The 24,249-nt window shown below is 39.7% G+C and carries 20 protein-coding genes and 2 pseudogenes; 19 read left to right on the top strand and 3 right to left on the bottom strand.

The window, feature by feature from the left end:
* Positions 1–2: 2 nt before the first annotated feature.
* Entirely contained in the window at positions 3–524 is a 522-nt protein-coding gene (locus FLP15_RS07280; RefSeq protein ID WP_142766568.1) for a hypothetical protein, read from the bottom strand.
* A 230-nt stretch (positions 525–754) separates the two neighbouring features.
* Here FLP15_RS07280 and FLP15_RS07285 point away from each other — a divergent pair, with 230 nt between their 5' ends.
* The 12 genes from FLP15_RS07285 to purK all read left to right on the top strand — a co-directional run bounded on the left by FLP15_RS07285 (position 755) and on the right by purK (position 8,289).
* On the top strand, positions 755–1,990 hold the full coding sequence (locus FLP15_RS07285; RefSeq protein ID WP_142766569.1) for an MFS transporter: 1,236 nt from the start codon (positions 755–757) through the stop codon (positions 1,988–1,990).
* 46 nt (positions 1,991–2,036) lie between these two features.
* Positions 2,037–2,402, top strand: coding sequence for an MmcQ/YjbR family DNA-binding protein (locus FLP15_RS07290; protein ID WP_142766570.1), 366 nt, complete (start codon positions 2,037–2,039; stop codon positions 2,400–2,402).
* Positions 2,399–3,106: an ABC transporter ATP-binding protein gene (locus FLP15_RS07295; protein WP_142766571.1), complete on the top strand. Its 708-nt coding sequence runs from the start codon at positions 2,399–2,401 to the stop codon at positions 3,104–3,106. The genes FLP15_RS07290 and FLP15_RS07295 overlap by 4 nt, the downstream gene beginning before the upstream one ends.
* A complete protein-coding gene (locus tag FLP15_RS07300; protein WP_142766572.1) occupies positions 3,099–3,353 on the top strand; it encodes a hypothetical protein in 255 nt (84 codons plus the stop codon). The genes FLP15_RS07295 and FLP15_RS07300 overlap by 8 nt, the downstream gene beginning before the upstream one ends.
* Positions 3,350–3,811 (top strand): hypothetical protein, encoded by a 462-nt coding sequence (locus tag FLP15_RS07305; RefSeq protein ID WP_223804577.1) that lies wholly within the window; start codon positions 3,350–3,352, stop codon positions 3,809–3,811. The genes FLP15_RS07300 and FLP15_RS07305 overlap by 4 nt, the downstream gene beginning before the upstream one ends.
* Before the next feature lie 99 nt (positions 3,812–3,910).
* A complete protein-coding gene (gene purD / locus FLP15_RS07310) occupies positions 3,911–5,146 on the top strand; it encodes a phosphoribosylamine--glycine ligase (RefSeq protein WP_142767461.1) in 1,236 nt (411 codons plus the stop codon).
* Entirely contained in the window at positions 5,143–5,430 is a 288-nt protein-coding gene (locus tag FLP15_RS13595; protein WP_142766574.1) for a 2-thiouracil desulfurase family protein, read from the top strand. Before purD ends, FLP15_RS13595 begins: the two co-directional genes overlap by 4 nt.
* Positions 5,431–5,572: 142 nt before the next feature.
* On the top strand, positions 5,573–5,776 hold the full coding sequence (locus FLP15_RS13600; RefSeq protein WP_280954096.1) for a hypothetical protein: 204 nt from the start codon (positions 5,573–5,575) through the stop codon (positions 5,774–5,776).
* On the top strand, positions 5,773–6,000 hold the full coding sequence (locus FLP15_RS13605; RefSeq protein WP_280954061.1) for an HAD hydrolase family protein: 228 nt from the start codon (positions 5,773–5,775) through the stop codon (positions 5,998–6,000). The genes FLP15_RS13600 and FLP15_RS13605 overlap by 4 nt, the downstream gene beginning before the upstream one ends.
* A gap of 5 nt (positions 6,001–6,005) precedes the next feature.
* A complete protein-coding gene (locus FLP15_RS07325; RefSeq protein ID WP_280954097.1) occupies positions 6,006–6,503 on the top strand; it encodes an HAD hydrolase family protein in 498 nt (165 codons plus the stop codon).
* Complete coding sequence (purE, locus tag FLP15_RS07330; RefSeq protein WP_142766575.1) at positions 6,491–6,976, top strand: 5-(carboxyamino)imidazole ribonucleotide mutase; 486 nt, start codon at positions 6,491–6,493, stop codon at positions 6,974–6,976. The genes FLP15_RS07325 and purE overlap by 13 nt, the downstream gene beginning before the upstream one ends.
* Before the next feature lie 212 nt (positions 6,977–7,188).
* A complete protein-coding gene (gene purK, locus FLP15_RS07335) occupies positions 7,189–8,289 on the top strand; it encodes a 5-(carboxyamino)imidazole ribonucleotide synthase (protein WP_142766576.1) in 1,101 nt (366 codons plus the stop codon).
* Between the two features lie 145 nt (positions 8,290–8,434).
* Here purK and FLP15_RS07340 read toward each other — a convergent pair whose 3' ends face one another.
* A complete protein-coding gene (locus FLP15_RS07340; protein WP_142766577.1) occupies positions 8,435–10,585 on the bottom strand; it encodes a GH92 family glycosyl hydrolase in 2,151 nt (716 codons plus the stop codon).
* Positions 10,586–10,651: 66 nt separating this feature from the next.
* Positions 10,652–11,680, bottom strand: coding sequence for a GntR family transcriptional regulator (locus FLP15_RS07345; protein WP_142766578.1), 1,029 nt, complete (start codon positions 11,678–11,680; stop codon positions 10,652–10,654).
* A gap of 327 nt (positions 11,681–12,007) precedes the next feature.
* Here FLP15_RS07345 and FLP15_RS07350 point away from each other — a divergent pair, with 327 nt between their 5' ends.
* The 7 genes and pseudogenes from FLP15_RS07350 (at position 12,008) to FLP15_RS07380 (ending at position 24,173) form a co-directional block, all read left to right on the top strand.
* Entirely contained in the window at positions 12,008–13,267 is a 1,260-nt protein-coding gene (locus tag FLP15_RS07350; RefSeq protein ID WP_190288380.1) for a glycoside hydrolase family 125 protein, read from the top strand.
* A complete protein-coding gene (locus FLP15_RS07355; protein WP_142766580.1) occupies positions 13,264–14,199 on the top strand; it encodes a phosphotransferase family protein in 936 nt (311 codons plus the stop codon). The genes FLP15_RS07350 and FLP15_RS07355 overlap by 4 nt, the downstream gene beginning before the upstream one ends.
* A complete protein-coding gene (locus tag FLP15_RS07360) occupies positions 14,192–16,936 on the top strand; it encodes an alpha-mannosidase (RefSeq protein ID WP_142766581.1) in 2,745 nt (914 codons plus the stop codon). Before FLP15_RS07355 ends, FLP15_RS07360 begins: the two co-directional genes overlap by 8 nt.
* Positions 16,937–16,980: 44 nt before the next feature.
* Positions 16,981–17,861: pseudogene (locus FLP15_RS07365) on the top strand (ABC transporter permease).
* A gap of 29 nt (positions 17,862–17,890) precedes the next feature.
* The gene (locus FLP15_RS07370) at positions 17,891–18,811 is read left to right on the top strand and encodes a carbohydrate ABC transporter permease (RefSeq protein ID WP_142766582.1); all 921 of its coding nucleotides are present in this window, start codon (positions 17,891–17,893) and stop codon (positions 18,809–18,811) included.
* Between the two features lie 195 nt (positions 18,812–19,006).
* Positions 19,007–20,475, top strand: a pseudogene (locus FLP15_RS07375) (ABC transporter substrate-binding protein).
* A 917-nt stretch (positions 20,476–21,392) separates the two neighbouring features.
* Positions 21,393–24,173 (top strand): endo-beta-N-acetylglucosaminidase, encoded by a 2,781-nt coding sequence (locus FLP15_RS07380; RefSeq protein ID WP_142766583.1) that lies wholly within the window; start codon positions 21,393–21,395, stop codon positions 24,171–24,173.
* Positions 24,174–24,249 lie beyond the last annotated feature (76 nt).

Consider the following 24,249-nt stretch of genomic DNA (forward strand, 5'->3'; position numbering starts at 1 on the left):
TTTTATGAATTACCAGCAGTAGAATTGTCATTATTTCCCATACCACTCGGCATTAACATGATTGTTTTTGCCGTTTTTGATGTGCTGCTCGTTGGGATAATCACGACATTTGAGCCTGTGGTAACATCGCTAAGACTTGCGCTGCTTGATGAATCATCAGATGACGATGAGCTAGTCGTTCCGCCTTGATTAGGACCTTGTCCCATCTGGGCTTCTTGGACGCTTGTGCTGCTATTGATTGTGAAAGTTTCAGACGAACCAGACCTTGTTTTAATCGTAACTGATGACGAGCTTATCGTGCTGACCGTGCCCATATCGCCATTTTTCCTATCGCCAGCAAATCCGCCTGTTTGCCCCTGACCTTTCGTAAAATTCGCCGAAGTTTTGCTGTTGGCATGGTGTTGTCCGACAAAGTAACCGCCAGCAAATCCGCCTGCAGCAAAGAGAATTGCGATTAGTCCAGTCAAAATCAATAGAGGAGTCATCCTCTTTTTTCTCGTTCTAGCCTGATAGTTATTGCTCATATTTTCTCCTTTTCTAAGATGTGAGTGCGACTTTTAGGAGGCTGAACTCAATTTTTCTGATAATGTGTATATTTTACTGGATAAATCTTTTAACTCTCTTAATTTATTCTTTGCCTGAGCTTAACACATCTATATTGCTTTTGAGATGAATGGCTTTTTGTTAAAATATTAATTAGAATAAAATGAGAAATTCATAATAACATGAACTCAATAAATAATGAGAGGAAAATATGGAAAAAGTAGAAACAGCGAAAAAGTTTTGGAATCGTGACTTCATTCTTTACATGATTTCATTTGATATGGCTGAGATTGCAACGGCATTTTTACGCTTTGCAATTCCTGTCTATATCTTGACTCAAACGGGTAATGCTACGCTTTTAGGCACAGTGATGACACTTTCTTGGTTTCCTTTTGTACTTTTTACCTCGGTCGGTGGTGTGCTGGCTGACCGGATGAATAAAAGGCGGATTATTACCATTTTTAATTTTCTGATTGCACTGCTCATTGGAATTTACACGATTTTTTCAGGAATTTTTGACCATTTTTCCTTAACAGTTTCTCTGCTTTTTTTGATGACAAGTCTGCAAAGCTTGCAGTCACCCGCTTTTGACACGATTGTTTATCAGCTTATTCCAATGGAGCAGCTGATGAAAGCCAATCAAGTCACATGGGTCCTAATGATTGCTTCAGGAGTTCTCGCACCAATGCTTGCAGGGCTTATGCTTGCTCATCTAGGACTGACCAGTCTCATGATTGCTAGTAGTTTGCTTTTCTTGCTTGCCGCTGGGCTAAATTCGCAGCTGAAAATCAGTTTCAAAAAGACGAAACAGGAACAGGGCATTTTTCGGACAAGCTGGTCAGATTTCAAGTCAAGCCTGAGATACATTGGACGAGAAGATGAGGTGCTCAAGCGCTCCACTATCGGCTTATTTCTCTATGCATTGCTGCTTTTCCCAATCTTGACTTTACTCCCCACAGTTCTCATTCATCAGCGACTTCTTATGGGAGAGGCGAGTGTTGGCTTCGCACAAGGTTTTATTATGATTGGTGGTGTGCTGGGTGTTCTTTTAATCAGCAAAATCGGCAAGCAAGTGACTATCCAGAAAAGTGCGACTTTACTTATAGTCAGTTCGAGTTTGATGTTACTGACTCTCGTTTTGTTTGGGCTGACGGAGCATCCTGGACTAGCGTACGGGATTTTATTGGTCGGTTCTCTCTTGGTCAACACGACTTTAGTGATTTATTCGCTGAATTATTTTACCTATCTCGGTCAGCGTACTGACGAGCAGATGGTAGGCAAGATAATGGCTTTTGCCATAACCGTCATGATGTTGGGAGGGACACTCTCACAGTTTGCCCTCGGACGATTTTTTGAAATATTTAGTGAAAATCTTGCACTTGCAGGCATGATTTTACCACTTGTAGTGCTGTTATTTTCATTTACGATAAGGATAAAGACGAAGTAAATCAAAATCTGTCAGCATACTGACAGAAAATGACAAGGAGAAAAAGATGAAACAAACGATTGATGATTACTTACAAGCAAAAATTGGCGCAGAAAAAGATTTTCAGCCTGACTGGGAGGCGCATCGTTATCTGATCCGTGGGAAAATGTTTGCCATGCACGCGACTGATAAAAATGGGAAGGAAATTTTGACCCTCAAGCTCTTGCCCGAACACGGCGAGGAGTTGCGTGAGTTGCACAAGGACAAGATAATTGCAGGTTATTACATGAACAAAACGCACTGGAATAGCATTTATCTCACAGAAAATCTGCCTGATGAACTCATCAAAAAGATGATTGATGAGAGTTATCGTTTGATTCTTGGAGGATTTAGCAAGAAAGTGCAGCGTGAAATTATGGAAGGAGAAGTATGATGATAGAAATTCAAGACTTGAAAAAGTCCTATGCTAATAATCAAGTTTTAAAAGGTGTCAATCTGACGATTGAGAAAGGCTCTTGTACAGCGCTTGTCGGTAATAATGGCTCTGGAAAATCAACGATTGTTGATATTATCACAAAATCTAAAAAGGCAAATAGTGGACAAATCAACTATGACTTTGATGAGCAAAAACTTTTTGAGCATATTGGTGTGCAGCTACAAAATGCTGACTTTGACCAGCGCTTAAAGGTCAAGGAAATCATTCGACTCTGGCGTGATATTTATGGAGAGCCAGACGCTGAAATTGCACAATTTATCAAGATTTTGGGCATTGATGAAATCATGAATCAGCGTTCAACGAAGTTATCTGGTGGACAAAAACAGAAGTTGAGTATTTTGCTCTCTGTTTTTCATCAGCCAGAGCTGTTGATTTTGGACGAGCTGACGACAGGCTTGGATGCAGCGACACGTGAAGATGTGCGCGAATTTATCCGTGAATACAATAACAAAGGTAAAACAGTCTTTATCGTCAGTCATTACATGGACGAGGTTGAGGCGCTCTGTGATGTTGTTCATTTCCTCAAAGATGGTGTAATTTTTGAATCAGGAAATCCAAAAGCGTTACTTGTCAAGCATGATGTGAAAAATCTGCAAGAATTTGTCCGAAAAAATATGAGAAAGGCGGTGAGCCATGTTTAAAGGATTGATGAAATACCACGTTACGGTCTTGTCACGAGATTATATGAATGTACTTGTTGGACTGACGCTCCCTTTTATCATGCTTTTTGCGATAAGTCGGCAAATCCCAGAAGCTGGACTTTCAGCTTTTCTTGAAAGCCACTTTGTCCTTTGGCTTTTTATCTCAGGCTTGTTTTTGACCTTCTTTGGCGTCGCATGGGACACATTCACACAAGAAAAACTCGCTTTCTTCGCCGCTTACGGATGACACCAGTGACGGCAAAGGACTTCCTGCTCACAGGATTTACAGCTTGTCTGCCAATTTTGACAACAATGGCAGTCGCTCTGCTTGCGGTCATGAATCTCCAGATGGGCAAAGATTTGAGCGGTAGAAGTTGGTTGAGCTTTACGATTGCGCTATTCATCAGCTTTGTCATGTGTTATCTGATGAGTATGTTTATGGCAAATATCGTAGCAAATGCAAAAATGTCAGAATCACTGATGTATATCGGATTTTTCAGCTTAATTGGGCTCCTGCAATTTCAGCAGATTTTTCCAGAAAGCATCAGACAAATCTTGGACTACCTACCCAATTTTAGTGCATTAGAGATGATGCATATCGCATGGACTGGCGGTAACATCTTTGCAAGTGCGGCACTTTACATCACGCTTGTTTGGACTGTAGGCTTTGCTTTGCTCACTGTGAAATTTTTCAAATACGAATAAGGGCTATTTCCGAACAATAGCAAGATAAAAAAGTTTGACTTTAGACTCAGGCTTTTTTATTTTTGTTGTTCGGGCTAAAATGAAAGTATGAATAAAAAAATGAGAATTTTGGTGATTGGTAGTGGTGGACGTGAGCACGCGATTGCAAAGAAGTTCACGCAGAGTGCTCAGGTGAGTGAGGTTTTTTGCGCACCAGGGAATGCTGGTATGAAAAAAGACGGAATTCACATTGTCAATATTTCCGAACTTGATAATGAAAATTTAGTCAAATTTGCTCTAAATCAAAACATTGACTTGACTTTTGTTGGTCCTGAAACAGCCTTGATGAATGGTGTAGTTGACGCATTTGATGCAGTTGGATTACGAATATTTGGACCGACAAAAGCGGCGGCTGAGCTTGAGGGCTCAAAGGATTTTGCCAAGCAAATCATGAAAAAATATGGGGTGCCAACGGCGGACTATGCGACTTTTGAGGGGCTGGACGAGGCGCTAGCTTATGTGCGAGAAAAGGGCGCACCGATTGTCATCAAGGCTGATGGCTTGGCGGCTGGCAAAGGTGTGACGGTGGCAATGGACTTGGAAGTTGCTGAGGCTGCTCTGGCTGATATTTTTGAGGATGGACGAGGAAAAGTTGTCATTGAGGAATTTTTAGATGGCGAAGAGTTCTCTTTGTTTAGTTTTGTGCATGAGGGCAAGATTTATCCAATGCCGATTGCGCAAGACCACAAGCGTGCTTTTGATGGCGACAAAGGTCCGAATACTGGGGGGATGGGTGCTTATTCGCCTGTTTTACATCTGCCACAAAGTGTGGTGGACGAAGCGCTTGAGCGTGTCGTTAGACCGACAGTTGCAGGGCTGATTTCCGAGGGGAAATCCTTTACTGGCGTGCTTTATGCAGGTTTGATTTTGACTGCTAATGGTGTAAAAACGATAGAGTTCAATGCTCGTTTTGGCGACCCTGAGACGCAGGTCGTTTTACCACGCTTGACAAGTGATTTGGCGCTTGCGCTTGACGCGATTTTGGACGGACGCGAGCCAGAGCTGACATGGCTTGAAAATGGTGTCACGCTTGGCGTTGTCGTGGCGTCTAGTGGTTATCCTGCAACAAGTACGAAAAATCTGGAAATACCGAACATTCCAGCTGATTTGAATGTTTACTATGCGGGTGTCGCAGAAAAATCAGGCAAGCTTGTAAGTAACGGTGGTCGTGTCTATTTAGTCTCTGAAACAGGCATTGATGTCGCAAGCACACAGAAATCCCTTTATGAAAAATTAGCGAAATTGGATAATCAAGGAATGTTTTATCGGCATGATATAGGTTCGCGTGGATTATGAGCAAGATCCTTGTAAGTGCTTGTCTAGCAGGCTTTCCATGTCGTTATGATGGAAAAGCGAAAACAAATGAAGAAGTTGTAGCGCTTGTAAAACAAGGCCTTGCAATTCCAATCTGTCCTGAGCAACTTGCGGGTTTGGCGACTCCAAGACCTCCAATGGAAATCTTAGGAGAGCGAGTTGTAGCCGTTACTGGTGAGGCATTCACTGAGGAATTTTCCTATGGTGCAAGGGCAACTTTGCACTTGGCACAAAAATTTGGATGTAGTCAAGCGATTTTGAAGTGATTACTTCATCATTAGGGGAGGTTTTTCCCTAATGATGTTAGTAGAACGAACGCAAAGCTTAGTGCTGCTTATCCTCTAAAGGAGGATTTAGCAGTCACTTGCTTGGTGGAAGTCTGGTAGTCCATCTTGTGGATTTGGGCTGATTTATGACGGCACATTTTCAGGTCAGATGATTGCTGGAAATGGGATAACTGCGCAGTTACTTGCCGACAATGGAATTGAAGTGATTACTTCATCAGTGGGGATACCCACTGATGTTAGTAGAACGAATGCAAAGCTTAGTGCTGCTTATCCTCCAGAGGAGGATATAGCACGCACTTGCTTGGTGAAAATGGAGAGTAGATGATTTTTGTTTTCGATATAGATGGGACGATTTGTTTTAACGGTGTAAAAATCGCTGATGACATTCTGTCAGCACTGACAGCGCTTGAAAAACACGGTCATCAGCTCGTTTTTGCTTCAGCTCGTCCTGTCAGAGATATGCTGCCTCTACTGGCAAATTTTTCTGAAAATTTTCTCATCGGGGGAACGGTTCGATTGTTCGGAAAAATGAACAGATTGAAATTGTAAAAGCGATTGGAAACTCTGACTTTGAATGGCTTAGAAAGTTTGTTATTTCAGGGAATTTGGACTATCTCGTAGATACTGACTGGGACTATGCACTGAAAAATCAGCATGATGAAATCACGAACATTAACCAGAAAATCGACCAAAATCATCTGGCGAAAAATATCTCGTTGAATGAAATTGCGCAAGCGATAAAGTTCAATATCTTGAATTTTTCAGGAGATGAAGTAGCGTTCAATAAGTTGAACGTTGAAATCATTCGCCATGAGAACACGAAAAGCCTTGATATCACTGCAAAGAATATCAATAAATACACAACATTCAGAAGATATTTTCCATCAGAAAACTACATTGCGTTTGGCAATGATGCAAATGATGTAAAACTTCTGAAACACGCAGCATATTCTGTTGCAATCGGCGACAATCCTGCATTGAATTTTGCAGATGAATACTTGTCAGCACTGACAATGACACAATTTTTGAAGGAGAAAAAATGGCAGAAGTAGCAATCATCATGGGTTCCAGCTCAGATTGGGCAACCATGAAAAATACAGCAGATTTATTAGATGAATTTGGCGTTGAGTATGAAAAATTAGTCGTATCGGCTCATCGGACCCCTGAATTGATGGCAGATTTCGCACATAGCGCGCGCGAAAAAGGCTACAAAGTGATCATTGCTGGGGCAGGAGGAGCCGCGCATTTGCCAGGAATGACGGCAGCAATGACGACGCTCCCAGTGATTGGCGTTCCCGTCAAATCTCGCTCCTTATCTGGCTTAGACAGTCTCTACTCCATCGTCCAAATGCCCGCAGGCGTCCCTGTGGCGACAATGGCAATCGGCGATAGCGGTGCCAAAAACGCAGCGCTCTATGCCGTTCAGATACTCGCTGTCAGTGATGAAGCCTTGCATGAGAAATTGGTAAATTATCGGGAGCAGGCTAAAAAAATGGTTGAAAAATTAAATCATGATTTAGTTTAATTTAATGGGCGTATGATTTAAAATACAATCATTGAGGAATCTGTAAACACAATTATCTTAACAAATATAAAATCCGAACATTGGTTCGGTTTTTTTAATTTAATACCTTTTTTTAGGAGAAATTTCCGAACAAAAGTCGTAAAATTTAGTTATATAAGGCAGATTCTAAAAGCATTTTAGAAGTTAAACAGTATTAGAAAAGGGTTGACAAAATGTCAAATAAAAAGAAAACAATTGGAATTATTGGTGGTGGGCAGCTTGGTCAAATGATGGCTATTTCGGCACAATACATGGGACACAAAGTCATTACGCTAGACCCGAATCCGACCTGCTCAAGCAGTAAGGTGTCTGATGAGATGATTGTGGCGGATTATGATGATGTCGAGAGTTTGCTGAAACTTGCTTATGCTTGTGATGTCATCACTTATGAGTTTGAAAATGTAGATGCGGTGGCTTTGCACCAAATCGAGAGTTGTGTCGCGATTCCTCAGGGCATTCGCTTACTTGAAATCACACAAAATCGTAAGTTTGAAAAGAAATTTTTAACTGATGAGGCAAAAGTCCATGTAGCCCCTTGGCAATTGATTTCAAATGTTTCTGATTTGCCTCATCATGTTGTGAAAAAACAGGTTTTGAAAACTACAACAGGTGGATATGATGGGCATGGACAGGTTGTTTTGAAAACGGATGAAGATTTGATTGCAGCACGTCAATTGGCAACTGCAACGGAATGTGTGCTGGAAGATTTTGTCCCATTTGAACGTGAGATTTCTGTGATAATGTCCGGAAATGGCGAACTATTTGTTGCTTTTCCGTTAGCGGAAAATGCTCATAGTGAAAATATTCTACATCGCACGATTGCACCTGCGAGAATTAGTGAAGAGGTTGCTGAAAAAGCGCGTCAAATGGCGTTTGATATTGCGCGTGAATTGAGTCTTGCAGGAACTTTATGTGTAGAAATGTTTTTGACAGCCGATGGGGAGATTTTTGTGAATGAATTAGCCCCTAGACCACATAATAGTGGGCATTACACGATTGAAGCGTGTGACTTTTCACAGTTTGATTTGCATATCAAAGGTGTGTTAGGAGAAAAACTGCCAGAGCCTCAGCTTTTAAAAGCAGCAGTAATGCTGAATGTCTTGGGACAACATGTTGAACCAGTCAAACAGCTCACGGTTTCCCATCCTGACTGGCACCAGCATGATTATGGTAAGCCAGAGGCAAAGCACAATCGTAAGATGGGACATATCACGATTTTGACAGATAGTTTTGCCGAAACCTTGAAAGAAATTGAGCAAACAAAGATTTGGTAAAACACAAAAAAACACGGTAACCAGCCGTGTTTTTTTGTGTTTTAGGAGTAAACTTAATGAAAAAGTTTTATTGGAATGACTTTATTATAGACAATCTTACTTAACATTTACTAAAGTAAGGCTAAAATGAGACTAAAATAATAAATTATTTACTCAAGGAATAAGGAAGTTCAGAATCCTTGTATTGCTGCGGATTTGGTACGATGCCTAGTTCAAATTTTATTTCTCCACCAGCCATTAAATCATCATGATGGAAAAATGTTGTGCTGACCGTTTTTTTGTTAGTGCTGACAGATTGAACAAACATTTGCTGTGGCTGATTTGGTTCTGACAAAATCGTCAAATCTTTGCCTGAACTCAAATGCATCACTGCTTTATCCCATAAAGGCAGCCCAATCACGTACTCAAGCGAAGCAGCAGTAACAGGGTAAAAACCAAGACTTGAAAAGATATACCATGCCGCCATCGTGCCATTGTCTTCATCTCCTGGATAGCCGTCTGGTGTGTCATCAAAAGTTTGCGCGAGCAGATTTTTAATCAAAGGTTGCGCCATCCACGGCTTGCCGATGTAGCTGAACAGGTAAGGATAATGGAAACTTGGCTGATTGGAAATCGCGACTTGCCCGAACTCCAGTGCTGCCATCTCACTCATTTCGTGAATTTCAAAGCCATACCCTTCAACATTGAAATTTGGTCGCTGGTTGCAAAGGGCAATCAATTTCTGTTCAAAATGATCTGCGCCACCGTGTAAATTGATCAAGCCAGCAAAGTCTTGAAAAACAGACCAAGAGGTTTGCCAAGCAGAGCCTTCCGCATAATCACGACCCCAGCGGATATCAAGAAAATCAGGTCGAAATTCGCCATTTTCGTCTTTTGCTCGCATAAATCCAGTTGTCTTATCAAAAATATTGCGATAGTTGAGCGCTTGTTTGGCATAAAAATCTGCCGTTTCACTGTCGCCAACAACTTTTGCAACGCGCGAAATACAATAATCCGAAAACGCATAATCTAGCGTGTGGTTGACCGATTCATGATGATTAAACGGCACGTAGCCGTATTTCAAATAATCCGCTGTGCCTTGCCGTCCATAGTTTGGATTGTCAGATTGCACAGTTGCTGATTTTTTCATTGCGCTCAAAAACTCAGGCATCAAATCGGGTCGAATGCCTTTTGCTGCGGCATCAGCAATGACAGCGTCAATCAAAGTTCCAGGCATTAAACCACGTTCGTCAGGCGATAACCATTTCGGTAAAAAGCCTGTTTCGCGATAAGAATTTAAGAAACCTTCCAGCATATCGCCGTATTGCTCCACAGCGATGAGCGAATAAAGCGGATAGACGGTGCGAAAAGTGTCCCAAAAACCGTTATTCGTATAAAGCGGACCAGATTTGACCGATTGGTCAAAGGTATCATAATGAATTTTCTTTCCATTCTGGTCAAATTCGTAAAAAGTCTGTGGAAATAAGAAAGTCCGATACAGATTGTGATAGAAAGTCGAGACTTGACTTGCATCATGATGTTCAAGCTCAATCTTAGAAAGCTGTTCAGACCATGCTTTTTCGGCGTTTTCGAGATAGTTTTCAACTGACCAATCTTGTTCTCTTGAAAGATTTAATTTTGCTTGGTCAAATGAGATAAATGAAGTGCCAAAACGGACAATTTGCTTGCTGACCGCTCCAAAATCAATTCTGACAGCGCCATCAGTGTCTGTCAAATCGCTGTCAGTGCTGACAGGGCTGTCAAAAGCCATGACGACATAAAATTTGAAATCCTTATCTTCACATCCTGCAAAATTCACGACTGAAAAGGCGATTTCGTTTTCTGTCAGTACTGACAGCTCATATTTTCCAGGTAAATGCAACATCAGCGCATTGTCATGAACGGCTGAATTTTTGAAGACCATTTCCAAAACACCGCCATACATTGATGGAATCAAGCGTGAAGTGATTTGGTAGCGCAACTGCGTCAACTTTATCTGTGCGGGGGTCATCACAGCTTCACTTGGACGATACGACGAAATCGTGTGCCAGAGGGATGTTTCAGGCAAATGGCCTGCCACAGGTGTCAACGTAAAATGAGAAAAATCGCCCATCCACGGACTCGGCTGATGGGTCAGACGATAGCCCTCAAACGTTCGGTCTTCTGGATGAAACCACCATGCTCCCTTGCTATCAGCCGTTGAAGGGGAAAAATAATTCATTCCCCAAGGCAGTCCAGTGTAGGGCAAACAATTTCCGTGAGAAAAACTGCCCGAATTTGCCGTTGCATGACGTGTGTCGATTGTGTTGAGGTTCATTTCAACTCCTTTGGGATAAGATTTAATAAGCGATTGAGTTCAATCGTTGATAAAATTAGAGCAACATTATTTTGTTGTGTTTCGTTCAATAAGTTGAATAGGAATTTTCACATCATCTGGTACAAGCCCAGTATTGATCCATTCCACAAGCAATTCTCCTGCTTTTTTTCCAATTCCAGCGAAATCTTGGGCAATTGTTGTAAGTGGTGGATTTGATAAACTTGCTGCCAAGATATTATCAAATCCGATAATCGAAACATCATTTGGTATATCAATTCCTTGAGCTTGTAAGTTTGCCATCGTTTGTAGCGCCACAAGGTCATTTTCACAGATTAAAGCTGTAACATGTTGTTCATTAATCAAGTGAATAATCGAGTCTTCATTTACATTTTCATCATCTAAAGTAGTATGGAAAGCTAAGTGGCTTTCCTTTAGAACTTTGACATATCCTAGATAACGATTGCGCGTTGTATGTGGATGATGTTCTTCATTACTCATGACAAAGGCAATACGCTCGTGACCAAGACTGACGAGTGCTTGAGCGGCTTGCTCTCCACCATTAAAGTTATCAGAGGCCACACAAGGAAATCCCAAATCATAGATTTGCTTATCAAGCAAAACAACAGGGAAGTTTTGAAGAGAAAGTTCCAGTAAAACGTCTAAATAATCTTCGGTATGCATTGGATAATAAACCAAACCATCGAAGTTTTCTTTGATTTGTGCTGCAGTGTTTTCTTTTAAGTAGTTTGAATAAGTGATGAAAATAGTCGTATCATTTTCCTTTAAAGCAGGAGCAAGTCCTTGAGTAAAATCTCCAAAAGACATTCCCTCAAAAGGAATTACAAACAAAACTCGTTTAAGAGGAGCAGTATTGCTTGTGCTGGGACTTTTTACAAAAGTCCCCTTTCCTCTTGTCCGAGTGACCATGCCGAGTTGTTCCAATTCTGTCAGAGCGCGTTTAGCAGTAATGCGACTGACTTTATAAGTATCAGAAAGCTCTTTTTCTGTAGGAAGTTGCTCACCGGATTGAATCTTTTTAGTAATGATATTTTTCTTTAATTCATCAGAAATTTGTTGGTATAATGGTACATTCATGCGATTGTCCCTTTTTCTATAAATTAATTGATATACCATATTTTACTCTTTTTTGACAAAAATACAAGTCTTTTGAGTAAGAAAACGATTACTCTTTCTAAAAAGATATGTCTTTTTGGAGGTGAAATTCAGAAATAATACAATTAAATTGCAAAATTAATATAAATTTAATGAAAAACATCAAGTAAGCCCTTGCAAATCAAAAAGAAAAATAATACAATGTATATAAATGATATATCAAATATAAAAAATGAGCATTATTTCAGACAGAAATGATGAAAAGGAGAGGAAGTGAGTCCCATCATTCCGAAATCAGTGACAGACTTTATGAATGAAATCACAAATTTATGTGGTAAAGAACACAAAGATTGGGCAGTTAATTTTAATCAATCATTTTCTAATACGTTGGAAACAACCGTAAGACGATATGACGATGGCAGTACCTTTCTCTTGACGGGCGATATTCCGGCAATGTGGTTGCGGGACTCGACAGCTCAATTACGTCCTTATCTTGTCCTTGCTAAAGAGGATGAGGATATTTTAAAGTTGATTGCTGGTTTGGTTCAAAAACAATTTTTCTTTATTAATCTTGATCCTTATGCAAATGCTTTTAATGAAGCAGCTAATGGTGCTGGACACCAGACTGACCATACTAATTTTAATGAAAATAGAGACTGGATTTGGGAGAGAAAATACGAAATTGACTCACTTTGTTATCCAGTACAACTTGCTTATTTACTCTATAAAAACACAGGCTGGACAGCTCATTTTGATAAAAATTTTGTGAATGGTGTCAAGAAAATATTGGAAGTGTTCAAGACGGAGCTAAATCATGAACAATCTCCTTATCGATTTATCCGTGATACTGAACGCAAAGAGGACACTTTGACACGAGAGGGACGAGGTGCTGAGGTTGCTTATACAGGGATGACTTGGTCAGGTTTTAGACCGAGTGATGATGTTTGTGAATATGGCTATCTTGTTCCATCAAATATGTTTGCAGTAGTAATATTAGGATATATCAAATCAATATTTAGTGAAATTATAGAAAATACAGAGCTTGCGCGTGAGGCGGATGAATTGCAACGAACGATTCAACAAGGGCTAGATGAATTTGCTAAAGCTAAAAATGAAGCGGGGCAAGAAATTTGGGCTTACGATGTTGATGGCTTGGGGCATCAAGCGATTATGGATGACAGCAATGTACCAAACTTAATCGCAGCGCCTTATTTGGGTTATTGTGATTCCGAAGATGAGCTTTATTTGAACACGAGAAAAACGATGTTGAGTAAGGAAAATCCTTACTACTATGAAGGAAAGTTTGCGCGTGGTATTGGTTCAAGTCACACGCCAGAAAATTATGTTTGGCCTATCGCTCTTGCGATGGAAGGGATGACTACAAAGAATAAGCTTGAAAAGGAGCGAATTTTAAATCACTTGGTTGCAACTGACGCAGGTACACACCTCATGCATGAGGGATTTGATGTGGATAATCCAGACCATTATACGCGCGAGTGGTTTAGTTGGGCAAATATGATGTTTTGCGAACTTGTTATGGATTACTTTGATATTCGTGTTGAGATATGAGCAGATTATATCAAGAATTAAGCAAAAATGTGCTTGAACAGCTGATTTATCAATATTTTGGGGAAATAGATTTCACTGCTGAAGTGTTAAAAGGTGGAATGTTCAATACGACTTATTTGTTAGAAACAAGTGAAGACAAATTTGTTTTACGACTTGGTCCCATTCATCAAGAGTTGCTTTTGCCTTTTGAAGAAAATCTAATGGCTGCCGAAAAATTTGTTTATGAGCAGTTTAAAAAAAGTGAAATCCCAACTTCAGAGCTTGTGATTTGTGATGAGAGTAAAGCGTATATCAATCGTGATGTGATGATTGTCCGATATATTCCATCGCAAGTTTTATCTGAAAATGAAAGCCCTCATTATTATGAACAAGTTGGGAAACTTACCGCCAAAATGCACCAAATAAAAAGTAAAAAATTTGGAAGAATTTCTCAAATATTAAGAGGAAAAAGTTATGACAAATGGAGTGAATACTTGCAGAATGAATGTGCTGATGTGAGTAGGACTTTGCTTCGTTATGAGTTACTTTCCACGGAAGAAGTTTCAGAGATAGTTAAATGTTTTGAAAAATATCAAGTCCTTCTGAATGAAATTAAATCTCCTTGCTTGGTTCATGCTGATTTGTGGTCGGGCAATGTTTTGGTGGATAAACAAGAGGTTGTGGCAATCATTGATGCGGATCGTGCAATTTTTGGAGATAAAGATTTTGAGTTTGCTGGTGGTTGGCTGATTAACGATGATTTTCTTTGCGGATATGGTGAAAATCTTGGACAGTCGCAAGCAGCGAAAATCAGACGAATGCTTTATCAAATTTTGCAAGGCATGATTGATGCTTACGTTTGGTCTATTGAATATGAGAACCATGAAGAAGGAAACAAGACGAAACAGATGGTTTTAGAAAAATTGAAGGGGTTAGAAAAAATAAATGCCTAAGAAAACAGTACATATCATTTCCCACAGTCACTGGGATCGCGAATGGTATATGGCTTATGAAGAACACCATATGCGATTGATTAATTTGGTAGATGACTTGCTCGAGTTGTTTAAGACGGATCCTGATTTTGATAGTTTTCACTTGGATGGACAGACGATTATCTTGGACGATTATTTACAGGTTCGACCAGAGCGGGAAGCTGAGGTGCGTGCGGCGATTGCAGCTGGCAAACTTCGAATCGGTCCTTTCTATATTTTGCAGGATGATTTTCTGATTTCTCCTGAATCAAATGTACGTAATATGTTGATTGGGCGCAAAGAGTCTGAGCGTTTCGGAGCACCTGTTGAGCTTGGGTATTTTCCTGATACCTTTGGTAATATGGGACAAACGCCTCAGTTGATGAAACAAGCAAGGCTTGATGTCGCGGCATTTGGGCGCGGTGTGAAGCCGATTGGTTTTGATAATCAGGTGCTGGAACAATCAGAAGAAGCCTATACATCACAATTTTCTGAGATGTGGTGGGAAGGACCTGATGGCACGAAAATCTTGGGGATTTTATTTGCAAATTGGTATTCTAACGGCAATGAAATTCCTGCAGAAAAAACGGCAGCTATTGAGTTTTGGAAGCAAAAACTGGCTGATGTTGAGAAGTTTGCTTCAACCTCACATCTTTTGATGATGAATGGTGTTGACCATCAGCCTGTACAAAAGGATTTAAGTGCTGCGATTAGATTAGCGAACGAACTTTTCCCTGATTATGAATTTGTTCATTCAAACTGGCCAAAATATCTGGAAGAAGTAGCGGCTGATCTGCCAGAAAATTTATCAACGGTAAACGGAGAGTTGACTTCACAAGAAACAGATGGCTGGTACACGCTTGCTAATACTGCATCTAGTCGAGTTTATTTGAAACAGTTCAATACAAAAGTTGAGCGGAAGTTAGAAAATATTGCTGAACCCTTATCAAGTTTGGCATATCGTTTGACAGGTGAATACCCGCATGACAAGTTGACTTACGCATGGAAAACTTTGCTCCAAAATCATCCTCATGATAGTATTTGTGGATGCTCGTTGGATGAGGTGCATCGTGAGATGATGACACGTTTTGAAAAGTCTGAGTCCGTGGCTGATTATTTAATTGAAGATGCTTTAATCACTTTATCAAAAGGTATATCATTTGAAGGTGAGCATCCTTTTGTTGTTTTCAACACAGCGGGTCACAAAAAAACAGGAGAAGTTGAAGTTGAAGTAGTCCTTACGAGAAAACTTTTTAGAGAAGGCTTACCAGAGCAGCTATACGATGAACTAAAAGCGCAGCCTAAGCACATTTACAAAGTAGTTGATAGTGAGGGAATTGAAGTTCCAGCCGAAATTAGTGCTGAAGAAGTTCTTTTTGATTATGACCTTCCTAAAGACCGTTTCCGTATTCCTTATATGAAACGCTTTGTTAAAGTGAAATTATTTTTAAATGAGATGGATGCTTTGTCGTGGAAGACCTTTGATTTAGTAGAATCGTCAGAAGAAGTAACTACTGATGAAAGTATGATTTCAGGTTACACGATCGAAAATGAACTTATAAAAGTTTTTGTCAGCACTGACGGAAGTCTGTCAGTGACGGATAAACAGCTTAATCGCACATTTAATGATTTACTTATTTTTGAAGATACGGGCGATATTGGAAATGAATATATCTTTTTCCAACCTACAGGTACACATCCGATTTTATCTACTGACAGCTTACCAAAAATTTCTGTCAAAACTGACAGACCTGAAATCGCACAAATTCAGCTAACACAAACAATGATGATTCCAAAATCTGCTGACGAATTGCTTGATGAAGAGCAAAAGAAAGTCAAAGAATTTCATCATCGACAAGCAAAACGCTCTAGAGAATTGGTGCCACTTGAGTTGAATACAATCATTACAGTGAGAAAAAATTCACGTAAAATTGATTTTGAAACAACTTTTGACAATGAGATGAAAGACCATCGTGTGCGCGTGCTATTTCCGTCAGAACTGACAGAAGATACGCATGAAGCTGACAGCATTTATGAAGTGGTCAAACGTCCGAATAGCATGCCAAAAACATGGGAAAATCCCACCAATCCGCAACATCAAGGTGCTTTTGTCAATCTACACAATGACGACTATGGTATAACAATTGGTAACTTCGGACTCAATGAATACGAAATTGTTAATCGTTCAACTATTGCACTGACACTTTTAAGAGCTGTGGGTGAACTTGGAGACTGGGGCTATTTCCCAACGCCAGAAGCACAAACACTTGGGTCACACACTTTTAATTACAGTTTAGAGTTTCACGGCAGACCTGAGCAGCGCTATGAAACATATAAAAATGCTTATGCTGCACAGATTCCATTCTCGTCAGTTCTCCTTGATTCGTCAGTACTGACAGAAAATGATAAGCATACTGAGTTATCTCATGAAGGAAAATTTATCGAAGTCAATGCTGACAAATTTGCAATTACAGCTTTGAAACGCCGTGAGAGTGATAATGGATTGATTTTGAGAGGTTATAATTTATCAAATCAAAATGAAAAAATAGAAGTCAAAGCAAAAACGACTTCACTAAATTTACTTGAAGAAGAAATCGGAGAAAAACCAGAAAATCTCGCTCCTTATGAGATTAGAACCTTGCTGATAAAGGAAGGTCTAAACAATGATGGAGAAGATTCTACTCGGCAGATGAAATCTCCGAAGGAGGAATCAAATTGAGAAAATTTTTTAAAAACCTCTGGCGCTACAAAGCACTAGTCTTAATGGTATTGCCGGGTGCGATTTGGATGATTTTCTTCTTCTACATACCAGTGCTTGCCAACGTTGTGGCATTCAAAAACTTCCAATTTAGCCCCAACGGCTTCCTTGATAGCTTAATGAATAGTCCCTGGGTGGGTTTCAAGAATTTTGAATTCTTGTTTAAATCAGGTGCAGCCTTTGAAATCACAAGGAATACAGTACTGTATAACTTAGGATTCATCAGTCTAAATCTGATTATCTCCGTGACTTTTGCGATTATTATGTCTGAGTTACGCAACAAGCGTTTAGTCAAAGTTTATCAGACGATGACGCTTTTGCCTTATTTCCTTTCTTGGGTCGTGATTGGATACTTTGTCTACGCTTTCTTGAGCGTAGATAAAGGTCTGATTAACCAGTGGATTACAGGACATGGCGGTACCGCAATCCAGTGGTATTCTGATCCGAGATTCTGGCCATTTATCTTGCTGTTCATCGGAACTTGGAAGGGAATTGGTTATAATTCGATTATTTACTTTGCGACAGTAATGGGATTGACCCTACTTACTATGAAGCAGCAATGGTCGATGGTGCAACGAAATGGCAACAAATCAAAAATATTACTATTCCACAACTTGCTCCTTTAATTACAATCATGACAATTTTGGCAGCAGGGCGAATTTTCTCAGCTGACTTCGGATTGTTCTTCAATATTCCGCAAAACTCTGGTGCACTTTACTCTGTGACACAAGTCCTTGATACCTATATTTATAATGGTTTGAAGAGTACGGGAGACCTTGGTACGTCAACAGCTGCTGCTCTTTATCAATCTGTTGTTGGCTTTGTCTTCCTGATGTTTACCAACTGGCTTGCACGTCGTGTTGACAACGAATCAGCACTATTCTAGGAAAGGAAAATCATCGTCTGGTTAAAATTATGAAAAAGAAAAAAATCACCCAAGTGAGTGTGCGCCAATTTAATAAGCCTGTCAATTTGATTTTCAACATTACCATCGCTATTTTTGCACTCTCATGTATCTTACCTTTCCTGTTTGTTGTGGCAATTTCGGTAACAAAAGAATCTGCAATCATGTCACATGGGTATAGCTTCTGGCCAAGTCAGTTCAGCTTTGCTGGTTACACTTTCCTCTTTGGTCAAATGAAAAGTCAAATCCTACAATCATTGTTGGTCACTGTGACTGTCACGGTATCAGGAACAATTCTTAATTCGTCAATTGTTTCTCTGTATGCCTATGCTATCTCTCGAAATAATTTTCCATTCCGCAAGTTTTTCACTATATTTGCACTGATTACAATGCTCTTTTCACCAGGGATGGTAGCAACTTATTTGGTCACTACAAACTTACTACATCTTGGTGATACAATCTTTGCACTGATTGTTCCAAGTATGGTCAATGTTTTCAATATTATTGTTATGCGAACATTCTTTAAACGTTCTGTACCTGATGCGATTATTGAGTCTGCAAGGATTGACGGTGCAAGTGAGATGCGTATCTTTACACAAATTGTCTTGCCACTTGCAGTGCCTGGTGTAGCAACAATTTCATTATTTGCAGCGCTAGGTTATTGGAATGATTGGTTCAATGCTCTGCTCTATATTCAAAATGACAATCTTATCCCATTACAATATTTATTGATGAAAATTCAAAATAATTTGCAATATCTGATGCAAAATGCCGTTGCAGGAGCGCAACTTCAAGGAGGATTAGCTTCTTTACCTGGTGAGTCTGCCCGTATGGCAATTGTTGTTGTATCTATCTTGCCTATCGTTATTTCTTATCCATTCTTCCAACGTTACTTTGTTAGAGGATTGACGATTGGAGGTGTAAAAGAATAAGAAAACACCAATCTTTACGATGAGATGCCACAAGTTGATAGCGGTGGTAATCTATTACATCTTCATTGATATTTTTAGCGTTATGAACTGCTTCGACAAAGCGTTGAAGCAGTGAAAAATAATTTATTTTTAAAGCGTTTACAAAAAGTTAATTTGTTAATAATAATTGGGCAAACCCCAAAGGAGTAAAACATAATGAAAACATCACAAAAAGTCGTACTTGGTGCAGTTTCAGTGCTCTCTGCTTTAACTCTTGTTGCTTGTGGTAACTCTACATCAGCGAAAAAAGCAAGCGGACCTGTTACACTCAAAATGTATCAAGTTGGAGATGCACCTGTCAATCTTAAAACATTGTTGGCCAATACGAATAAAGTTTTAGAAAAGAAAATCAACGCGAAATTGGATATTCAATATATCGGTTGGGGAGATTGGTCGACAAAAATGAACGTTATCGTTTCATCAGGTCAAAACTATGATATGTCACTCTCAAATGGTTATGTTGTTAATGCTGGAAAAGGGCTTATGCAGATTTGACAAAGCTTTTACCTAAATATGCGCCTGATTATTATAAACAATTGAGTAAAGATTATATCAAAGGGAATGAAGTAAATGGTAAACTTTATGCCGTTCCTACAAATGCAAATATCTATGCTCAACAAATGTTGACATTCAATTCTGCTTACCTAAAGAAATATAATATTGATGTTTCAGGAATCAAAACTTATGCTGACGCAACAAAAGTGATGGAAGAATTCCACAAAGCTAATCCTTCAGTCGCAACACTTGCAATTGGTCAAGGTTATGTGGCTTCGGGTGATTACGACTATGTCTTAGGAAATACTCTACCATTTGCAGTATCTACCACAGGAGATGGGTCAAAGATTGTCAATCCTTATGACCAAAAAGACTTCCAAGATATTTTGAAAGTTCATCGCCAATGGTATAAAGAAGGAATCATTCCTGCTGGTGCTGCAACATTTAATCAAGGTTATCCATTGAATGGGGATACATGGTTTGCTCAAGTACAAACCCAAGGGCCTTTCGACTATGGGGATAATGCCTTGAAGTTGGCTGCCAATCAAGATGTGCAATCTGAACCTATTACCGTTCCATTGATTACAACTTCACAAGCTCAAATGGCGAATTTTGTTGTATCAAATACATCTAAACACAAAGAATTAGCTGTTAAAGCATTTAATATTATTAATTCTGACCCTGAAGTTTTGAATGGTTTGGTTTATGGTCCAGAAGGTACAAACTGGAAATTCACTGGTAAAGAAGTAGCAGGCGTGAAACAAATTGAATTGACATCTGAGTATGCAAAAGGTAATACTCACATGGCTGCGTGGAACACAGGAAACAACGCTATCTTGTATTTACCAACTACTGTTACAGCTGAACAAGTAAAAGAACGTGATGCATCAATTGCAGCAGCTAAAACTTCTCCATTGCTTGGCTTTAACTTTGATACAGCCAGCGTACAATCACAAATCACAGCAATCCAAAATGTTATGGCCAAATATATCAACGATATCAACACTGGTACAGTTGACCCAACAACAACCATCAAGAAAATGGATGCAGAGCTTAAAACGGCTGGTTATGATGATGTTTTGAAAGAAATGCAAAAACAATATGATGCGTTCAAAGCAACAAATAACTAAGTATATCTTGATGTGCAAGACTTCTTTCTATAGATTTTTTAGGTAGTTGAGAAGTCTTGTTTTCTTATGTTTTTTGAATATAAATTTTAGAGATGAACTGTAGTTATACTGCCTTTTGTTCTTGCAAGTTTTTCTTGCGAAGCAAACGGACCGTACAGTGAACCACCTTGCCTTGCTGTTTTAGCGGATTGCGATTTGAACTTGCTACTTTATAGGATAGCCGTTGGCGCTAAAGTAGCAACGGATATGCTAGTTGTTTCACCTAGTGGGTTGCCACTGCGACTAGGTGTTTTGCCTTTTGCTCTTACCATTTCGTCTTGCCAGCTTTGCTGGCTTAGAACGAATGGATAGCGGAGCGGAGCGAAGATGCAAGCTTTGCTTGCTAGCTTCGCATGACCATTGGCTGTAAGGCACTAAAGTGCCAACGCCAAATGGCAATCAAACGGACAGCGGAGCAACGAAGTTGCGTAGACCGTTCGCAGAACGGCGTGCAAAGCACGTAGCACCATAGCGAACCATTTCGCCTTGTTGCTTCAGCAACTTAGAGCGAATGGATACCCGTGGTGCATGGACAGCGAAGCAACAAAGTTGCGGAGATAATGAAATCGGCAGGGTAGCAAAGTGGAGATAGAGCGAATGGAGACCTGTGGTGTGCTATGAGCGGAGACTGTTCGTAACGGCACATGAAGTGCGTGCTTTTTGACGAGTGTGAAAAGCATTGCTTCTGTTCACAACCTTGGCGCACTGCGTCAAGTAAAAAAAAGAAAAAAGAGGTACGATTGGGGAAACGCTGTTTTCCTTATCTGCAAGCCTTGATGCATTGCATCAAGCATGGAACCCGAACTTTGACTTCTAAGCAGAATGATTAGGAGTTAAAGAGTATTAATTTATTAGTTTCAAATTTTAAGGAGATTCAAATGAAAGCTTCAAGAAAAGTGTCCATTGCATTTGGAGCAACAGCACTGATTGCTGCAAGTGTTGGAGTACTTTCAGCTTGTTCAAGTAACAGCTCTGTAAATATTAAATACAAGACAACAAGTAGTACTGCTATGTTGACACCTGATGTTCTAACGAGTAAAAATGCACCGATTGCGTCGTATTGGTTTCCAAATCAATTTTTAAAATGGTCAGCCAATAAAGACAAGGATTTGGATTATAACAAATCGACTGTGCCGCTTGCTAAACGTATTGTAAGCTCTAAGCTCACACCGACAAATGCAACACAAAATAAAGAGACAAAAATTGTTGCGTTGTCAAATATGAATTCGTCAACATCTGGAAATCCATCACGAGGTACAAATAGTATCAATGCTTATCCTTTTGATTATTGGCAATATGTTGATACTTTGGTTTATTGGGGTGGTTCAGCTGGTGAGGGAACGATTGTTCCTCCAAGTGCAGATGTGATTGATGATGCACATACAAATGGAGTGCCAGTTTTAGGAACGATTTTCTGTCCTCCTACGGTTTATGGTGGAAAAACTTCATGGGTTGAAACCATGATTAAGCAAGATAAAAATGGTGATTTTCCTTTTGCGAAACAAATGGTTGCTGTAGCTAAAGCTTATGGTTTTGACGGTTGGTTCATCAATCAGGAAACAGAAGGTTTAAATAGCAGTCAGGCTACGAAAATGAAAGAGCTTGTTGCCGCAGCTAAAGCACTTGATCCCCAATTGGATATTATGTGGTATGATGCCATGACCAAAGACGGAAAAGTGGGTTGGCAAAATCAGTTGAACAGTGAAAATGCTGAGTTCATTGATGATAACGGTCAAAAAATTGCGGACTCAATGTTTTTAAATTTTGATTGGAATCAAGCAAAATCAACACCTAATCTGGTAAAAAATTCAGCAGATTATGCAAAGAAAATTGGTGTTAATCCTTATGATATTTACGCAGGGATTGATGTTGGAGATGGTGGTGGAGTCAGCACGCAGGTCAATTGGCCACTGATTGAATCTGGTAAAAATTCTACTCATACTTCTATTGGTCTGTATTCTCCAAGCGCAACTTATTCTAATGCGAGCGATTTTGATGATTTTCAAACGCAAGAGTCTGCTTTTTGGGTCAATAGTCAGGGTGATCCTCGTGAAGTTGGCACATCAACAAATTATTCTTGGATTGGTTTGTCTAAGTATGTGATTGAGAAATCCGTTATTCAAGGGGAAGATTTTTCGACAAATTTCAATATTGGTGTGGGCTACAATTGGTTTAAAGATGGACAAAAAGTTTCAGCTCAACAGTGGTCTAATCGAAGTTTAGCTGAGGTGATGCCAACTTATCGTTGGATTATTGATAATGAAGGCAATAATAAATTGACACCAAGTATTGATTTGGCAAATGCTTATAATGGTGGAAGTTCGTTGAAATTTATGGCGAATATGGACGCTGGAAAAGCTTCTACGGTCACTTTATTTGCTTCACAACTAAAGGCAAACAAAAATACAGAATTTTCCGTAGCGATGCGCTCTGACGACAAGTTGAATGTATCGGCGGTTGTTGAACTTTCTGATGGCAGTAGCAAAACAATCAAAGGGAATACGGCTGCAACGAATAAATGGGGACTGATTAAATTTGATACGAAAGGCTTGATTGGCAAAACAATCACTAAGATTGGGTTGAAGTTTGAGGCAGATAAAGCGTTAGCGGGCAATGCAATAAATCTTGGTGCGCTTAATTTCACAGACAACCTTACATCTAAAAAACTCAGTATTTCTGATGTGAAGGCTGAGAGTAAAGTTTTTGAGCAAGAAGGAACGGTCGCTGGTGTTCGTTTGTCTTGGAATGGAACGACGAATAAAGATTTACAAAATTATGAAGTTTATCAAGTGAATAGTGATAGAACACGTAGCTTTATCGGAGCAAGTAATATTAATAATTATTTTGTTGATGCGCTTGTTCGTGGTAAAAATGTTAAATCGACGAAGTTCGAAGTTGTTCCTGTTAACAAGCAAGGAGAAGTTGGAGCTGGTGCGACGACTTCAATCACTTGGCCAGATAATTCATTGCCAAAGGCGAACTTTACTGCTGACCAAACAGTGGTAGCACCAGGTGCTACGGTTACCTTTATCAATCAGTCGAACTTGCCTTCAACGAAATTTAAATGGACCTTTGAAGGTGCGGATAAGACGACTTCTACGGCTAAAAATCCTAAAGTCACTTATGCTAAGGCAGGAACTTATAAGGTAACGCTTGAAGCGATTAATAGTAAAGGGAAAACTGATACTAAGACTAAAACAGGATTCATCACAGTGACTGATGCTGCAAAAGCTGGTCTTGAAAATTATGCGCTTAAAGCGAAAACGACAGTCGATAGCTTTACGAATGATAATGAGTGGGGACCAAATGCAGTTGATGGAAACGTCAAGACGAAATGGTGTGCTGTTGGTACAACACAACATAATATTGTAATTGATCTCGGAAGTACGAGAAAGATTAATGAAGTGGTGATTGATCACGCAGAAGCTGGTGGTGAATCTCCTGATATGAATACAAAAGCATACACGGTACAGGTCAGCACGGATAATAAAAACTGGACAGAAGTTGTTAATGTAACAAATAGTACTGCTGCTGAAACTAAAGATTCATTTGCACAAACAGATGCAAGGTACGTAAAATTGACAGCAGTTAAGCCAACACAAGGTTCTGACAACGCTGTTCGTTGGTATGAAATTCAAGTGCTTGGATTGAAAAACTAGGTGCTTCTCTAAGAAGCCATAAACAAAATAAGACTTCCAGATTCCAAAAAGTGTGGTTTGGATGTCTTATTTTATC

It is taken from the genome of Lactococcus protaetiae, from assembly GCF_006965445.1.
GTDB classification, from domain to species: Bacteria; Bacillota; Bacilli; order Lactobacillales; family Streptococcaceae; genus Lactococcus; species Lactococcus protaetiae.

Excerpts from the sequence above, each read along its gene's own strand:
- FLP15_RS07280 (WP_142766568.1), bottom strand. The coding sequence starts at position 524 with ATGAGCAATAACTATCAGGCTAGAACGAGAAAAAAGAGGATGACTCCT.
- FLP15_RS07350 (WP_190288380.1), top strand. The coding sequence starts at position 12,008 with ATGAATGAAATCACAAATTTATGTGGTAAAGAACACAAAGATTGGGCA.
- purK (WP_142766576.1), top strand. The coding sequence starts at position 7,189 with ATGTCAAATAAAAAGAAAACAATTGGAATTATTGGTGGTGGGCAGCTT.
- FLP15_RS07295 (WP_142766571.1), top strand. The coding sequence starts at position 2,399 with ATGATGATAGAAATTCAAGACTTGAAAAAGTCCTATGCTAATAATCAA.
- FLP15_RS07345 (WP_142766578.1), bottom strand. The coding sequence starts at position 11,680 with ATGAATGTACCATTATACCAACAAATTTCTGATGAATTAAAGAAAAAT.
- FLP15_RS07360 (WP_142766581.1), top strand. The coding sequence starts at position 14,192 with ATGCCTAAGAAAACAGTACATATCATTTCCCACAGTCACTGGGATCGC.
- FLP15_RS07370 (WP_142766582.1), top strand. The coding sequence starts at position 17,891 with ATGAAAAAGAAAAAAATCACCCAAGTGAGTGTGCGCCAATTTAATAAG.
- FLP15_RS07285 (WP_142766569.1), top strand. The coding sequence starts at position 755 with ATGGAAAAAGTAGAAACAGCGAAAAAGTTTTGGAATCGTGACTTCATT.
- FLP15_RS13595 (WP_142766574.1), top strand. The coding sequence starts at position 5,143 with ATGAGCAAGATCCTTGTAAGTGCTTGTCTAGCAGGCTTTCCATGTCGT.
- purD (WP_142767461.1), top strand. The coding sequence starts at position 3,911 with ATGAGAATTTTGGTGATTGGTAGTGGTGGACGTGAGCACGCGATTGCA.
- FLP15_RS07300 (WP_142766572.1), top strand. The coding sequence starts at position 3,099 with ATGTTTAAAGGATTGATGAAATACCACGTTACGGTCTTGTCACGAGAT.
- purE (WP_142766575.1), top strand. The coding sequence starts at position 6,491 with ATGGCAGAAGTAGCAATCATCATGGGTTCCAGCTCAGATTGGGCAACC.
- FLP15_RS07380 (WP_142766583.1), top strand. The coding sequence starts at position 21,393 with ATGAAAGCTTCAAGAAAAGTGTCCATTGCATTTGGAGCAACAGCACTG.
- FLP15_RS13605 (WP_280954061.1), top strand. The coding sequence starts at position 5,773 with ATGATTTTTGTTTTCGATATAGATGGGACGATTTGTTTTAACGGTGTA.
- FLP15_RS07355 (WP_142766580.1), top strand. The coding sequence starts at position 13,264 with ATGAGCAGATTATATCAAGAATTAAGCAAAAATGTGCTTGAACAGCTG.
- FLP15_RS07305 (WP_223804577.1), top strand. The coding sequence starts at position 3,350 with ATGACACCAGTGACGGCAAAGGACTTCCTGCTCACAGGATTTACAGCT.
- FLP15_RS07290 (WP_142766570.1), top strand. The coding sequence starts at position 2,037 with ATGAAACAAACGATTGATGATTACTTACAAGCAAAAATTGGCGCAGAA.
- FLP15_RS07340 (WP_142766577.1), bottom strand. The coding sequence starts at position 10,585 with ATGAACCTCAACACAATCGACACACGTCATGCAACGGCAAATTCGGGC.